The sequence below is a fragment of the Povalibacter uvarum genome (assembly GCF_014202975.1).
Classification (GTDB): Bacteria; Pseudomonadota; Gammaproteobacteria; order Steroidobacterales; family Steroidobacteraceae; genus Steroidobacter; species Steroidobacter uvarum.
Genome location: NZ_JACHHZ010000002.1, coordinates 656,141 through 670,613, shown reverse-complemented (window position 1 = coordinate 670,613; position 14,473 = coordinate 656,141). Strand labels below are relative to the sequence as shown.

The 14,473-nt window shown below is 63.5% G+C and carries 13 protein-coding genes; 10 read left to right on the top strand and 3 right to left on the bottom strand.

Translation table 11 applies throughout. The features are described 5' to 3' along the window. Position 1 precedes the first annotated feature (1 nt). From HNQ60_RS09225 to hemE, 8 genes are all read left to right on the top strand, one after another. Entirely contained in the window at positions 2 to 604 is a 603-nt protein-coding gene (locus tag HNQ60_RS09225) for a PilN domain-containing protein (protein WP_184330927.1), read from the top strand. Further along, a complete protein-coding gene (locus HNQ60_RS09220; protein ID WP_184330925.1) occupies positions 605 to 1,267 on the top strand; it encodes a type IV pilus inner membrane component PilO in 663 nt (220 codons plus the stop codon). It abuts the gene before it with no gap. Positions 1,268 to 1,294: 27 nt separating this feature from the next. Continuing rightward, positions 1,295 to 1,795 carry a pilus assembly protein PilP gene (locus HNQ60_RS09215; protein ID WP_184330923.1) on the top strand — a complete coding sequence of 167 codons (501 nt, stop codon included), beginning with the start codon at positions 1,295 to 1,297 and terminating at the stop codon, positions 1,793 to 1,795. A 20-nt stretch (positions 1,796 to 1,815) separates the two neighbouring features. Next, positions 1,816 to 3,987 (top strand): type IV pilus secretin PilQ, encoded by a 2,172-nt coding sequence (pilQ, locus tag HNQ60_RS09210; RefSeq protein ID WP_184330921.1) that lies wholly within the window; start codon positions 1,816 to 1,818, stop codon positions 3,985 to 3,987. Between the two features lie 74 nt (positions 3,988 to 4,061). Next, entirely contained in the window at positions 4,062 to 4,589 is a 528-nt protein-coding gene (aroK, locus tag HNQ60_RS09205) for a shikimate kinase AroK (protein WP_184330916.1), read from the top strand. Next, positions 4,586 to 5,674 carry a 3-dehydroquinate synthase gene (gene aroB, locus HNQ60_RS09200; protein ID WP_184330914.1) on the top strand — a complete coding sequence of 363 codons (1,089 nt, stop codon included), beginning with the start codon at positions 4,586 to 4,588 and terminating at the stop codon, positions 5,672 to 5,674. Before aroK ends, aroB begins: the two co-directional genes overlap by 4 nt. Positions 5,675 to 5,685: 11 nt before the next feature. Next, complete coding sequence (locus tag HNQ60_RS09195) at positions 5,686 to 6,849, top strand: deoxyguanosinetriphosphate triphosphohydrolase (RefSeq protein WP_184330912.1); 1,164 nt, start codon at positions 5,686 to 5,688, stop codon at positions 6,847 to 6,849. Positions 6,850 to 6,863: 14 nt separating this feature from the next. After that, a complete protein-coding gene (gene hemE / locus HNQ60_RS09190; RefSeq protein WP_184330910.1) occupies positions 6,864 to 7,928 on the top strand; it encodes a uroporphyrinogen decarboxylase in 1,065 nt (354 codons plus the stop codon). Between the two features lie 64 nt (positions 7,929 to 7,992). On the opposite strand, the gene HNQ60_RS09185 is transcribed toward hemE, so the two are convergent. Together HNQ60_RS09185 and HNQ60_RS09180 are read right to left on the bottom strand one after the other, a co-directional pair. Next, positions 7,993 to 9,669, bottom strand: coding sequence for an AMP-binding protein (locus tag HNQ60_RS09185; protein WP_184330908.1), 1,677 nt, complete (start codon positions 9,667 to 9,669; stop codon positions 7,993 to 7,995). Between the two features lie 20 nt (positions 9,670 to 9,689). Continuing rightward, positions 9,690 to 10,283 carry an arylesterase gene (locus HNQ60_RS09180; RefSeq protein WP_221304109.1) on the bottom strand — a complete coding sequence of 198 codons (594 nt, stop codon included), beginning with the start codon at positions 10,281 to 10,283 and terminating at the stop codon, positions 9,690 to 9,692. 84 nt (positions 10,284 to 10,367) lie between these two features. On the opposite strand from HNQ60_RS09180, the gene HNQ60_RS09175 reads away from it, so the two are divergent. Together HNQ60_RS09175 and HNQ60_RS09170 are read left to right on the top strand one after the other, a co-directional pair. Further along, complete coding sequence (locus tag HNQ60_RS09175; protein WP_184330905.1) at positions 10,368 to 11,051, top strand: ABC transporter ATP-binding protein; 684 nt, start codon at positions 10,368 to 10,370, stop codon at positions 11,049 to 11,051. Positions 11,052 to 11,184: 133 nt separating this feature from the next. Further along, complete coding sequence (locus HNQ60_RS09170; protein WP_184330903.1) at positions 11,185 to 13,671, top strand: ABC transporter permease; 2,487 nt, start codon at positions 11,185 to 11,187, stop codon at positions 13,669 to 13,671. Between the two features lie 7 nt (positions 13,672 to 13,678). Here the strand turns inward: HNQ60_RS09170 and HNQ60_RS09165 are convergent, their stop codons facing one another. Then, positions 13,679 to 14,464, bottom strand: a complete 786-nt coding sequence (locus HNQ60_RS09165; RefSeq protein WP_184330901.1) for a hypothetical protein — start codon at positions 14,462 to 14,464, stop codon at positions 13,679 to 13,681. Positions 14,465 to 14,473 lie beyond the last annotated feature (9 nt).

The following is a 14,473-nucleotide window of genomic DNA, read 5'->3' as shown; positions in this document are numbered from 1 at the left end:
TATGCCAAGAATCAACCTACTGCCGTGGCGTGAAGCCGAGCGCAAGCAGCGCCGCCAGGAATTCGGCGTCGGCGCCGTGGGCGCACTCGTATTCGCCGGTGCGATCGCGTTCGCCGTGAACTTGCAGATGAGTTCCGCGATCAGCAGCCAGAACGAGCGCAACCAGTACCTCAAGGACGAGACCGCGAAGCTCGACAAGCAGATCGCGGAAATCCTCGCCCTCGATCAGGAAAAGCAGCGCCTCGTGGCGCGCATGCAGGTCATCGAGCAGCTCGAAAGCAGCCGAGCCGAAGTCGTGCACCTGTTCGACCAGATTGCGAAGACGCTGCCTGACGGCGTCTATCTCACGTCGATCACGCAGAACAATCGCAAGATCCAGTTGAAAGGCGTGGCTCAGTCGAGCTCGCGCGTTTCGAACTACATGCGCAACCTCGATGGTTCGGACTGGCTTGCCGATCCGGCGCTCGACATCCTCGAGACGAAGGGCAGCGGCGACTCGGGATCGGATTTCACGCTCAACGCATCGCAGGAAAGTCCCAATCTCAAGGCGTCTGCTGACGCCGCAGAGCCAGCACCGCGCGCCGGCGCGCGAGGAGGCCGGTAAATGAGCAACGTGCTGGACGACATCCGCAATCTCGATCCGAACGACGTCGGCCGCTGGCCAGCGACTTTCCGATTCGGCGCGATCGGCGTCATCTTCATCCTTGCCGCGTGCCTGATGGTCTATTTCCTCGTGTGGAAGTCGAAGAAGCCCGATCTCGATCGCGCGCGCGCCGAGGAGGTCACGCTGACATCCACCTTCGAGCAGAAGGCGCGCAAGGCCGCGAACCTTGATGCCTACAAGGCGCAGTTGCAGGAAATCGAGCGCTCCTTCGGCGCCATGCTGCGAAAGCTGCCGAACAAGACCGAGGTCCCGAACCTGCTGACCGACATTTCCCAACAGGGCGCCGGCGCGGGTCTGGACCAGAAGCTGTTCCAGCCGGGCGCGCAGGTGAACAAGGACTTCTATGCCGAGCTGCCGATCAGGATGCGCCTCACCGGCAACTTCCACTCGATTGGTGCTTTCGTGAGCGGCATTGCGGCGCTCCCGCGCATCGTGACGCTGCACAACGTGACGATCGCCCCCGTCGGCAGGGAACGCGGCACCGATCAGCTACAGCTCGACGTGACTGCGAAGACGTATCGCTATCTCGACGACGAAGAGCAGGCCGCATTGAAGCCGGCGGAAACTGCGAGCAAGAAAAGCTCGAAGAAGAAAAAGAAGTAACCGAAGGACATCACAGGCGCCACACTCATGACGCACAACAAGTTACTTCTCACTGCCGCGATTCTCATGGGGCTGAGCGGATGCTCGGGCGACCTGGATGAGTTGCAGCAGAAAGTCGCCGAGATCAAGGCCAAGCCCGGCGAGCGCATCGAGCCGCTGCCGGAGATCAAACCTTACGAAACCTTCGCGTACAGCGCGGGCGGCCTGCGCTCGCCGTTCGTTCCGACTGCTCCTCAGACCGACGCCAACTCGATCCGTCCGGATTCGAAGCGTCCGCGGGAATTCCTGGAGCAGTTCCCCATCGACAGCATGAAGATGGTCGGAACGCTCGCGCTCGACGGCAAGAACTATGGACTCGTACAAGGCAAGGACGGACTGGTCCACCGCGTGCTGCCGGGAAACTACATGGGGCAGAACGACGGTCGCGTCATTTCCATTACTGGCACCCGAATTTCAGTCATCGAGATCGTGCCCGACGGCGTCGGCGGGTACATCGAGCGGCCGGCTGCGCTCGCGCTCACCGAATGAGTCTCAGGGAGAAATCAAGAATGTTGTCGCTATCTTCGCTTCGCGCCGGCCTTGCAACGGCTGAAGTCCCAGCGTTCCTGCGCAGGCTCGCGTGCGTCCTGCTCGGCCTGGCAGCCGCCCAGAGCGCGCTGGCACAGGGCTCGAATCGTCTCGAAGACATTCGGGCCAACGTCCTCGCCGGCAACAAGGTGGAGGTGACTCTGCGTCTGAGCGACACCGCTCCGCAGCCGCTCACGTTCACGGTCGACAATCCGGCGCGCATCGCGCTCGATCTGCCCGACACGTCAGTCGCCATGTCGTCGCGTCGCATCGACGTGAAACAGGGTGCGCTCGACACGGTAAACGTAGCGGAGGCCAACGGCCGCACCCGCGTCGTTCTTAACGTCGACAGCCTCGTTCCTTACGAGACGCGCGTTCAAGGCAACTCGATCACGGTCACGCTCGCACCGGGCCGCAGCGGTTCGATCAACTCCCCGAGCGCCACGGCGCAGGCAGTGGCTCCGACCCGTCCGGCAGCTGGCGTGAGCGGCATCCGCGCCGTGAACAACATCGATTTCCGCCGCGGTTCGGACGGTTCGGGCCGCGTCATCGTCGAACTGACGGACGCCAAGGTGCCTGCCGACCTGCGCCAGGAAGGCGGCCGCATCGTCGTCAACTTCGCCAAGACCACGTTGCCCGAAGCGCTGATGCAGCGCCTCGATGTCGTGGACTTCGCGACGCCGGTCAACTCCGTGGACGCACTCCGGGTAGGTGACGGCACACGCCTGGTCATCGCTGCAACGGGCGACTACGAGCAGCTCGCTTACCAGTCGGACAACGTCTACACGATCGAAGTGAAGCCGGTCGTGAAGCTCCCGCCCGAGCTGCAGGAGAAGAAGGAATACACGGGTGAGCGCCTGACGCTGAACTTCCAGGACATCGAGACGCGCGCCGTGCTGCAGCTGCTGGCTGACACCAGCGGCCAGAACATGGTCATTTCCGATACGGTCTCCGGCAACGTCACGCTGCGCCTGCAGAACGTTCCGTGGGATCAGGCCCTCGATATCGTGATGCGCACGAAGGGCCTCGACATGCGCCGCGAAGGCAACGTGATGCTCGTCGGCCCCGCCGCCGAAATCGCTGCCCGCGAGAAGGAAATCCTGGCGGCCCGCAAGGAAGTCCAGGAGCTGGCACCACTGCGCAGCGAGTTCCTGCAGGTGAACTATGCAAAGGCCGGCGACCTCGCCGCCCTGATCAAGTCCGGCAACAACAACTCGCTCCTGTCGCCGCGCGGCAGCGTGACGATCGACGAGCGCACCAACACGCTCCTGCTGCAGGACACGTCTGATCGCCTGGCTGACATCCGCCGCCTCGTCGCGACCCTGGATATCCCGGTGCGCCAGGTGCGTATCGAAGCCCGTATCGTGATCGTGAACGACGACTTCAGCCGCGACCTCGGTGTGCGGTTCGGCGTCAACGCCACGACGACGGACGTCGGCGGCAGCGACGGCCAGGGCTTCATCAGCAATCGCGGCCTCGATGCTCCGGATACGGCAGTGCTGTTCCCCGGCGCCAACGATCCGCGTGGTGGTCTCGCGATCGGCGAAGCCGCGGAGCGCTACATGGTGAACCTGCCGGTCGCAAACCCGGCCGGCGCACTGGCGCTGACCTTCCTCGATTCGGACTTCATCGTCGACCTCGAACTGTCGGCAGCGCAGGCCGAAGGCCGCGGCGAAATCGTTTCGCAGCCGACGCTCGTGACCGCCAACCAGCGTGAAGCGTCCATCGAGCAGGGCGTCGAAATTCCGTACCAGGAATCATCGTCCAGCGGCGCCACGACGACGACTTTCAAGAAGGCCGTCCTGAGCCTCAAGGTGACCCCGCAGATCACTCCGGACAACCGCGTGATCCTGGACCTCGTGGTTGCCAAGGACAGCGTGGGTCAGGTGGTTCCGAGCGCGACGGGCGGCTTCGTGCCCAGCATCGATACGCGCGAGATCACGACCCAGGTGCTGGTCAACGACGGCCAGACCGTCGTGCTCGGCGGCATCCTCGAGACCGAACGTCGCGATGTCGAACAGAAAGTGCCGTGGCTGGGTGACATCCCGGGCCTGGGCTACCTGTTCAAGTCGACCTCGAAGACCGACAACAAGGACGAGCTGCTGATCTTCGTGACGCCGCGCATCCTGCGCGAGGGCACGAACCTGTACTGATCGAAGATTTGCCACGCGCAAGTCGTTGGACAGACAATAAGCGGCCGCAGTGATGCGGCCGCTTTTGTTTTGGTATGTCCGAAATTTCCAACGTCTATCTCATCGGCCCGATGGGCTCCGGCAAAACCGCCGTCGGGCGTCAGCTCGCGCGACTGCTGCATTTGAGCTTTTACGACAGTGACGTCGAGATCGAACGCCGCACCGGCGTCGATATCCCGTACATCTTCGAAAAGGAAGGCGAGGCGGGATTCCGTGACCGCGAATGCGAGGTGATCGACTCCCTGACCCAGCTGCAGAACGTGGTCGTGGCGACGGGCGGCGGGGCTGTTCTGCGCGACCAGAACCGCACCTGCCTGGCGCAGCGGGGGCGCGTCGTCTATCTCAAGACCGGTATCGCCCAGCAGCTCGAGCGCACGCGTCACGGCCGCCAGCGGCCGCTGCTCTACACCGACGATCCGGAAACCCGTCTGCGGGAGCTCATGGCCCAACGCGCTCCGCTCTATGAATCTCTCGCGTCGATCACAGTGGAAACCGACGGTCGCCACGTTCGCACAGTGGCCGACGAAATCGTGCAGTTGCTTCGCGACCCGGTGCTGACGTGACCCAACGCCATGAACAGGTCGACATCGAGCTGGGCGACCGCAGCTATCCGATCCTGATCGGCCCGGGACTGCTGAGCGATCCCTCGCTCCTGCGCTCGCACGTTACCGCACGGGATGTCCTCGTGGTCACGAACGAGACGATCGCGTCGCTCTATCTCCCGAAGCTCACGACTGCTCTCGATGGCAAGCGGGTCGTTTCGCTGGCATTGCCCGATGGCGAGGAGTTCAAGACGCTCGACAGCTATGCGCGGATTCTCGATGCGCTGATGGACGCGCGGATGAACCGAGATGCGGCAGTCGTCGCGCTCGGTGGAGGTGTCGTTGGCGACATGGCGGGATTCGCAGCCGCCAGTTATCAACGCGGTATCGACTACGTGCAGGTGCCGACGACGCTGCTGGCGCAGGTCGATTCGTCGGTGGGCGGCAAGACGGCCGTCAATCACCCGAAGGGCAAGAACATGATCGGCGCGTTCTATCAGCCGCGCTGTGTGATCGCCGATACCTCGACGCTGGCCACGTTGCCTGATCGCGAGTACCGCGCCGGCATCGCGGAAGTCGTCAAATACGGGCTCATCTATGACCCGGCGTTCTTCGACTGGCTGGAAGCCAACGTCGAAGCGCTGCTCTCGCGCGCTGATGCGGCGCTGATCCATGCGATCCGCCGGTCGTGCGAGATCAAAGCCGAAGTAGTAGGTGTCGACGAGCGAGAACAGGGATTGCGGGCAATCCTCAATCTCGGGCATACGTTCGGCCACGCCATCGAAACGGCCATGGGCTACGGCAACTGGCTGCACGGCGAGGCAGTCGCGGCCGGCATGGTCATGGCGGCCGATATGTCGTCCGCACTCGGCTGGCTCGCCGCCGCGGACAGAGACCGCACGGTCAAGTTGCTCACGCGCTTCGGGTTGCCCACGCAATCGCCTCGCATCGGCGCTGCCGAAGGTCGCCAGCTCATGGGCATGGACAAGAAAGTGCTCGATCGCAAGCTGCGCCTGGTGCTGCTGCGACGGCTCGGCCAGGCCGACATCGTGAGCGACTATCCAAACGAAGTGCTCGAAGCTACGCTCAAGCAACACTTCGGCTGAATCGCCAGGTCATGAATTCCACACCGACGCAGCTCGCGGCCTGGGCCGCCTCCGACGAGAAATCCCGGGGCCGCCGGTTCAAGGAGCCTGCGCCGTCGTTTCGCGGCGAATTCCAGCGCGACCGCGATCGCATCATTCATTCGACCGCGTTCCGTCGCCTGGTCTACAAGACGCAGGTGTTCGTCAATCACGAGGGCGACCTGTACCGCACGCGCCTGACGCATTCGATCGAGGTCGCGCAGATCGCCCGCACGATCGCCCGCGCATTGCAGTTGAACGAGACGCTGGTCGAGGCGATCTGCCTTGCTCACGATCTTGGTCACACGCCGTTCGGGCACGCGGGGCAGGATGCACTGAACGATTGCATGCGCGACTACGGTGGCTTCGAGCACAACCTCCAATCGTTGCGCGTCGTCGATGAGCTCGAAGAGCGCTACGCCGCTTTTCCCGGCCTGAATCTGACGTTCGAGACGCGCGAGGGCATTCTCAAACACTGCTCCGTCAATAATGCGCGGTTGCTCGGCGACGTCGGCGAGCGCTTTCTCCGTCGCGAGCAGCCGTCGCTGGAAGCGCAGATAGCGAACCTGGCGGACGAGATCGCCTACAACAATCACGATCTCGACGATGGTCTGCGCGCGCAGCTGCTCACGATCGAACAGCTGCGGGAAGTGCCGGTCTTCCGCCGCCAGCACGATGTCGTCCTGGCGACGTACCCTGAGGTCAGCGATCGCCGCCTGATTCACGAGGTCGTACGGCGAATGATCAACTACGTCGTCACGGACCTGATCGAAACATCGTCAGCGGCGATCGGCGAAGCTGCGCCCGCCGACGTCGACGCGGTGCGCCATCATTCGACCGCGCTCATTGGATTCAGCGAGGCCGTGCGGGCCGAGCATCTCGAGCTGAAGCGGCATCTGCGCGATCACGTCTATCGTCACTATCGCGTGCTGCGCATGACGAACAAGGCGAGCACCGTCATTCGGGGCTTGTTCGATACTTTCTTCAAGCGGCCGGAGCTGCTCCCCTCCGAGCACGCCGAGTCGGCGCGCGACATGGAAGCGCAATCCGGAGATGCGGGTCGTGCCCGTGCTGTGGCCGACTACATTGCCGGCATGACGGACCGCTACGCGATCGTCGAGTACGAACGCCTGTTCGATCCGGCGAAGCGAAGCTGACAGAGATACATGCGATGACGAATCTCAAGAACGATGTCTTCCTGCGCGCGCTGTTGCGCCAGCCTGTCGACCGCACGCCGGTCTGGATGATGCGCCAGGCGGGGCGCTATCTCCCTGAGTACCGCGCTACTCGCGAGCGGGCGGGAAGCTTCCTCAAGCTGTGCATGACACCGGAGCTGGCCTGCGAGGTCACGTTGCAGCCGCTCGCCCGTTATCCGCTCGATGCGGCGATTCTCTTCTCCGATATCCTCACGATTCCGCACGCACTGGGGCTTGGCCTTCAGTTCGAGACGGGAGAGGGACCGCGCATCGAGCGACCGGTTCGTTCCGCCGCGGATGTTGCGAAGCTCGCCGTCCCTGATCCGGCGACACAGCTGCGCTACGTGATCGATGCGGTCAGCCTCATCCGGCGCGAGCTTGCGGGCCGCGTGCCGCTGATCGGCTTCGCGGGCAGTCCGTGGACGGTCGGTACCTACATCGTCGAAGGCGGCAGCTCGCGCGAGTTCGCCCGCATCAAAGCGATGATGTTCGAGGAGCCTCAGACACTGCATCGATTGCTGAAGCTGCTCGCGGATTCGACTCGCGTCTACCTGAACGCGCAGATCGAGGCCGGCGCGCAAGCGGTCATGATCTTCGATACGTGGGGTGGAGTGCTCACGCCCGCGCTGTATCGGGAATTCTCGCTGCAGTACATGGCACAGATCGTCGATGGGCTCACGCGCGAGCGAGAGGGCCGGCGCGTACCGGTTATCCTGTTCACGAAGGGCGGTGGGGCGTGGTTGCCGGAGATGGCGCAGACAGGTTGCGATGCACTGGGCGTCGACTGGACAACAGATCTCGCGACCGCGCGTCGCGCGGTCAACGACCAAAAAGCACTACAGGGAAATCTCGATCCGAGCGTGCTCTACGCATCGCCCGCCACGATCCGCGAAAACGTAGGCCGCGTCCTGGAGAGCTACGGGCACGGGCACGGGCACGTCTTCAATCTCGGCCACGGGATTCACCCGGCCATCAACCCGGAGCACGCCGGCGCGATGATCGCGGCCGTGCACGAGCTGAGTCCGAAGTATCACCGCTGAGTGACCCGATCGCGGGGGGTACTTTCCTACAGCAAGAGGCGCGCAGCCTGCTCACGTCTATGTGTTACTTCGGCGCCTTCGGCAGCTCATCCCGCAATGCCCGGCGCAGGATCTTCCCCACATTCGTCTTCGGCAGCTCATTCCTGAAGTACACGTGCTTGGGCACCTTGTAGCCCGTCAGCTCGGCCCTGCAATGATCGATCAGCTGCTGCTCGGTCAGATTCGGATCCTTGCGAACGACGAACAGTGCGACGACTTCACCGGATCGCTCGTCCGGCTGCGCAACCGCAGCGACTTCGAGAACACCGGGATGGGTCGCGGCGACGCTTTCGACTTCATTCGGATACACGTTGAAGCCCGAGACCAGGATCATGTCCTTCTTGCGGTCTTCGATGTAGACGAAACCTTCGTCGTCTATCCGTCCGATGTCGCCCGTGCGCAGGAGTCCTTCCTCGATCATCACCTTCGCCGTCTCATCCGGGCGATTCCAATAACCGCGCATGACCTGGGGTCCGCGCACGCAGATCTCGCCGATCTCGCCGATGCCGAGTTCCTTGCCGTCGTCGTCGCGGATGCTGATCTCAGTCGAAGGAATCGGCAGCCCGATCGAGCCATTGAAGTCCATGCCGAAGGGATTGATGCAGGCACCCGGCGATGTCTCCGTCAGACCCCACGCCTGGGTCAGAACGTTGCCCGTCACCTTCTTCCAGTGTTCGGCAACGGACTTCTGCACCGCCATGCCACCCCCCAGCGTGATGCGAAGCTCGCTGAAGTCGACGCTTTCGAATCCCGGCGTGTTCAGCAGCGCATTGAAAAGCGTGTTCACACCGCTCATGTAGCTGAAGCGATACTTCTTCAGCTCCTTCACGAACGACGGGAAGTCGCGCGGATTCGCGATGAGGATGCCGTGCGCGCCGAACTTCACGAAGACCATCCAGTTCGCCGTGAGTGCGAAGATGTGATACAGCGGCAGCGCTGTGATGACGACATCCTTGCCGGGCCGCGCTTCGGAGCCGATCCACGCAGCTGACTGCAGGACGTTCGCGACCATGTTGCGATGAGTCAGCATCGCACCCTTTGCAACTCCGGTCGTGCCACCCGTGTATTGCAGGAATGCGATGTCTTCATGAGTCAGCGGCACTGGCGTCAGCTGCAGGTAGCGCCCCTGCTCGAGCGCCGAATTGAAAGGGACCGAGCCGGGCAGTTCCCAGTTCGGTACCTGCTTGCGCACATGACGCACCACGAGATTCACGAGCGCCGACTTCGGCCAGCCCAGGCGATCGCCGACCGCGGTCGTGATCACCGTTTCGACATTCGTGCGCTCGATGACCTCATCGAGCGTGTGCGCGAAGTTCTCGAGGATCAGGATCGCCTTCGCGCCGGAGTCGACGAGCTGATGCTCGAGCTCGCGGGCGGTGTACAGCGGATTGGTGTTGACGATCGTCAGTCCCGCGAGCATCGCTCCGTACAGTGCGATGGGGTACTGCAGGACGTTCGGCAGCATCAGCGCGATCCGGTCGCCCTTTTTCAGGCCGGCGCCCTGCTGCAGCCAGGCCGCGAAATACTCTGCCTGCTTTGCGTACTCGCCGTAGGTGAGCGTCCGCCCCATGCTCGTATAGGCCGGCAGGTCGGCGAACTGGCGGCACGCTTCGCCGATGAGCTCCTGGAGCGACGGGTATTCGTCTGGATTGATCTGCGCGGGCACACCGGCGGGATAGTTCTTGAGCCAGATCTTGTTCATGGTTCCCCCGAGGGCGTCGTCTATTTCTTGAGCTGGCGCTCGAGCGTTGGCCATATGACATCGAGCAGGATGGGTTGCGCCTGCGCGTTCGGATGAATGCCGTCGGCCTGCATGAGCTTGTCGTTCAGCGCGACGCTCTCCATGAAGCCGTCCACGACGGGCACGGAGTAGATCTTCGCGAGCTCACCGTAGATCGCATGGAAGCGCTCGGTATAAGCGGGTCCGTAGTTGGACGGAATGCGCATGGCGATGAGCACAGATTGCGCCTTGGCGGCCCGGACCTGCTCCAGCATCGCAGCAAAATTACCCTGCACCTGTTTGAGCGGCAAACCACGCAGGCCGTCGTTGCCGCCGAGCTCGAGGATGACGAGTGCCGGCTTGTGCAGTTCGAGTGCGCGCCCGAGCCGGGTCCGGGCACCGCCCGTGGTCTCGCCGCTCACGCTGGCATTCACCACCCGATAACCGTACCCTTCCCTGGACAGGCGCTTCTGCAGCAGGGCCACCCACGTGGTGTCGACGCTGATGCCGTACCCGGCGCTGAGGCTGTCCCCCACGATGAGAATCACAGGCTGTGGACCCGCGTCCGCCGCCGCCTGCACGAAGACACCCGGCACGAGTGCGAACCAAATCGCGACCGCGCACCTAAGTAACAGTTGACCCCCAGTCATCTTTCGCAAACGGCCTCGTTCAAAATCAGCATGAGCATTGCGGACACGGTTCTCAGAGCACAACGAATCACGAAGCAGGTTAGCAGCCCCGAAGGGACGCTGACCATTCTGGCAGAAGTCGACCTGGCGATAGCAGCGGGAGAAACCGTCGCCATCATCGGCGCCTCTGGTGCCGGAAAGTCGACGCTGCTGGCGCTGCTTGCGGGTCTGGATGAACCCTCGAGCGGGCAGGTCTGGCTCAATGGCGCGGAGCTCACCGCACTGAACGAAGATGGGCGCGCCGCGGTTCGGGCTCGTCACGTTGGATTTGTGTTCCAGAGCTTTCACTTGGTTCCCTCGCTCACCGCGATCGAGAACGTGATGCTGCCGCTGGAGCTCGCCGGCCAGCGCAACGCGCGTGAAGCCGCCGCCGACGTACTGGCCAAGGTCAATCTCGCCGCTCGCCGAGAACACTATCCGCGGCAGCTTTCCGGCGGCGAGCAGCAACGCGTTGCGATCGCCCGCGCCTTCGTGACTCGTCCGGCCCTGCTGTTCGCCGACGAGCCCACCGGCAATCTCGACGCAGCGACGGGTGAACGCATCATCGAGTTGCTGTTCGATCTCAACCGCGCCGCGCAGACGACGCTCGTCGTCGTGACGCACGATCCTGCAATCGCGCGTCGGTGCGGCAGGACGATCAGGATCGATGCGGGACGCATCGTGCCAGCGGCTTGAAGAGTTTCGGAATTTCCACGGGGTACACGGGGAACACTGGGGTCGGAACCGGAAAGATGTCATCTCCTGAAGTGCCCCGTGCTCCCCGTGTACCCCGTGGAGATTCTTCATTCCGAAGAATCCGTGCCTGAACATGAAAGCACTACGACTCGCATTTCTGGCGCTGATCCGCGATGCCAAGTCCGGTGAGCTGGGTGTGCTCGCGCTCGCGCTGCTCGTCGCCGTGTCGGCGTTGACGGCAGTCGGCTTCTTCACGAGTCGCGTAAGCGGCGCCGTGGATCAGCAGGCGGGTGAAGTGCTTGCGGCGGACCTGCGCGTGCGATCGCCGAATCCGATCGATCGCGAGTACTTCGAGCTCGCGACTTCGCGGGGGCTCGTAACCGCCGAGCTCGCAACATTCCCGAGTGTCGTGCTGAAAGGCGACGACACGGCGCTGACGGCGCTGCGTGCAGTGACGTCGAAATACCCATTGCGCGGTCGGGTAAAGGTCACGGACGTTCCGTTCGGCGAGGCGCACGAAGTCGATGCGATGCCGGGCGAGCGCGAGGTGTGGCCCGAGGTGCGAATGCTTGCTCAGCTGAACGCAAACGTGGGTGATCGCATCACCGTCGGCAGCGCCGAGTTCACGATCACGAAGATCCTCGATTACCGCCCCGACCAGGGCGCCGGGTTCGTCGATCTCGCGCCATCGATGCTGATGCGGATGGAGGATCTGCCCGCCACGGGTCTCGTGCAGCCCGGAAGCCGGATCTCCTACGCAGCGTTGTTCGCCGGGGATGCGAACGCGATCAAGACGCTCAAGCAGGAGCTCGAAACGCGGCGGAAGGCCGGCGAGCGCATCGTCGACCTGGAGGAGGCGAGTCCCCAGATCCGATCCGCCATCGATCGCGCCGGTCGCTTCCTGAATCTGTCCGCGCTTGTCACGATCCTGCTCGCGGCCATCGCCGTCGCAATCGCGGCGCGACGCTATGTCGTCCGGCATCTCGACACGGCGGCGTTGATGAAGAGCATGGGCGCACCGCAGTCGCTCGTGCTTCAGATCAGCGTGCTCGAGCTGCTGATGATCGGCCTGCTCGCGGGTGCGATCGGGACCGCCATCGGCTTCGGTGCTCAGGCTGGCATCGCGATCCTGGTGAAGGACCTCGTGCGCGGCGTCCTGCCGCCGCCGACACTCGATGCGATGTGGCTCGGTCTGATGACGTCGGTTCTGATGCTGGTGGGATTCGCATTGCCGCCGTTGCTGCAATTGCGCAGCGTTCCGCCGGCACGCGTGCTTCGTCGCAACCTCGAGCCGCCACCCCTGCGCTACATCACTGTGTATGGCATGGCCATCGGTGCACTCGTCGGCTTGCTCGCGTGGCTGCTGCGCGATGCGAAGCTGCTTGTCTACGTCCTCGCCGCGACGGCAGCGACGTTCGCAGTACTGATCGCAGCCGGCTGGCTGCTCGTGCGAGTCCTTGGCGGCTTGCGTGGCAGTGTTGGGGTCGCATGGCGCTACGGCATGGCGAACATCGCGCGACGTGGCCGCGACAGCATCATTCAGATCGTCGCGTTCGGACTGGGTCTCATGGTGCTGTTGCTGCTCGCGCTCGTCCGCAACGATCTGATGCAGGACTGGCGCGCGAGCCTGCCCGCTGATGCGCCGAATCATTTCATGATCAACATCCGCCCCGACCAAGCGCCGGCGATCCAGCAGTTCATGGCGGATCGCAACGTCGCGGTGCCGCAGCTCGTGCCGATGATTCGTGCGCGACTGACAGGCATCAACAAGGACGACACCGCGAACATGACGATCAAGGATGAACGCGGACGCGACTTCCTGGATCGCGAGGCCAATCTGACCTGGGCCAAGGATCTGCAGACGGACAACCGCATCGTCGCGGGCACCTGGTGGACCGATGCGACGACCGACCCCCAGGTTTCCGTCGAGATCGAGCTCGCCAACTCACTGGGACTCAAGCTCGGCGACGAGCTGACTTACGACGTCGCCGGCGAGACGGTCAAAGCGAGAGTCACGAGCTTCCGCGAAGTGAAGTGGGATTCTTTCCGCCCCAACTTCTTCATGGTGTTCTCGCCCGGCGTGCTCGATGCGGCGACCGGCACGTTGATCACGAGCGTGCACATCCCCACCGGCCAGCGCGCGATCCTCAACGATTTCATCCGGCAGTTTCCGGAAGTCGTTGCGATCGATCTCGAAGCGATCCTCGCGCAAGTACGTGGCGTGATGGACAAAGCGACGCTCGCGGTCCAGTACGTATTCGGCTTCACGCTCCTCGCGGGCGTCACCGTGCTGCTGGCGGCAATTCAGTCGACCCGCGACGAACGCCGCTATGAAAGCGCGATGTTGCGCACACTGGGCGCGAGCCGCATGACGGTGCTCCAGGGCGTGGCGGCGGAGTTCACGACACTCGGTCTTCTCGCAGGAACGCTGGCTGCGTTCGGCGCTTCAGCCGCAGGCTATTTCCTCGCGACAGAGCTGTTCAATCTGAAGTACACCTTGAACCCGCTCGTGTGGCTCGTCGGTCTTGCCAGCGGTGCGTTGCTCGTTGGATTGAGCGGGACGTGGGCGGCGAGATCGGTGGTGAATCATCCGCCGATTGCGACCCTCAGAGGCGGCTGATGCGCTGTCACTCCAGCCCGAGAACCACCCATCCCGCCGGCTGCAACTGGCCCTTCCAGGTGTAGCCCTCGAACTTCAGTACATAGTCGCCGGGCCCGAAGGCGGACGAGTTCAATCCGAGGCGGATCTCCTTGTTGGAGTCCCGGGCGATGCGATGGATCTGCATCACGCGCGTGCCGTCGGCTTTGTCGATCGTGATCTGGAACGTGCCGTAGGGCTCTTCGACGACGGGCACGATCAGATCCAGCATCTGCGGCGGCTGCATCCAGCCCAGGCTCAGCGTCGGGCGGCCCGGCTTCGATTGGGCGAGTTGAACGCGATACGCCTGCTTGCTTGCCGGCGCCTGCATCTCCGTCACCTTCAGTTCGCGCTGCGCCTGCTTCAGCTTGTCCGACAGCGCGCCGGCGTGCATTGCGTAAGCAATCAGGCCGCCGATCGCGGCGATCAACGCCACACCCATCGCGATCACCACGGTGCGACTGACGCCACCGCCGCTGCTCGATGAGCTGCGCTCCCATTTCTCCTGCTCTTCGTCAACGTCGAAGCCCTCATCGCTCGCAGCGAGTGCGGCGCGCGTCGCGCTCGACGGAATGGCGGGGAACATGCCGGTTTCGCTTTCCTCGAGCGGTCGCCGGGACAGCCGCGCCTTCAGCCGCACCGGGATCGGCAGGCTGTTGAGGAAATCGGGATGTTCGAGACAGAACTTCTCGAAGTCGCGCGCTTCGCGGACGGTGAGCTCGCCCGCGAGGTAGCGGTCGACGATGTGCTCGTTCTGTATGTACTTGCGATCCATGGTGCCAGG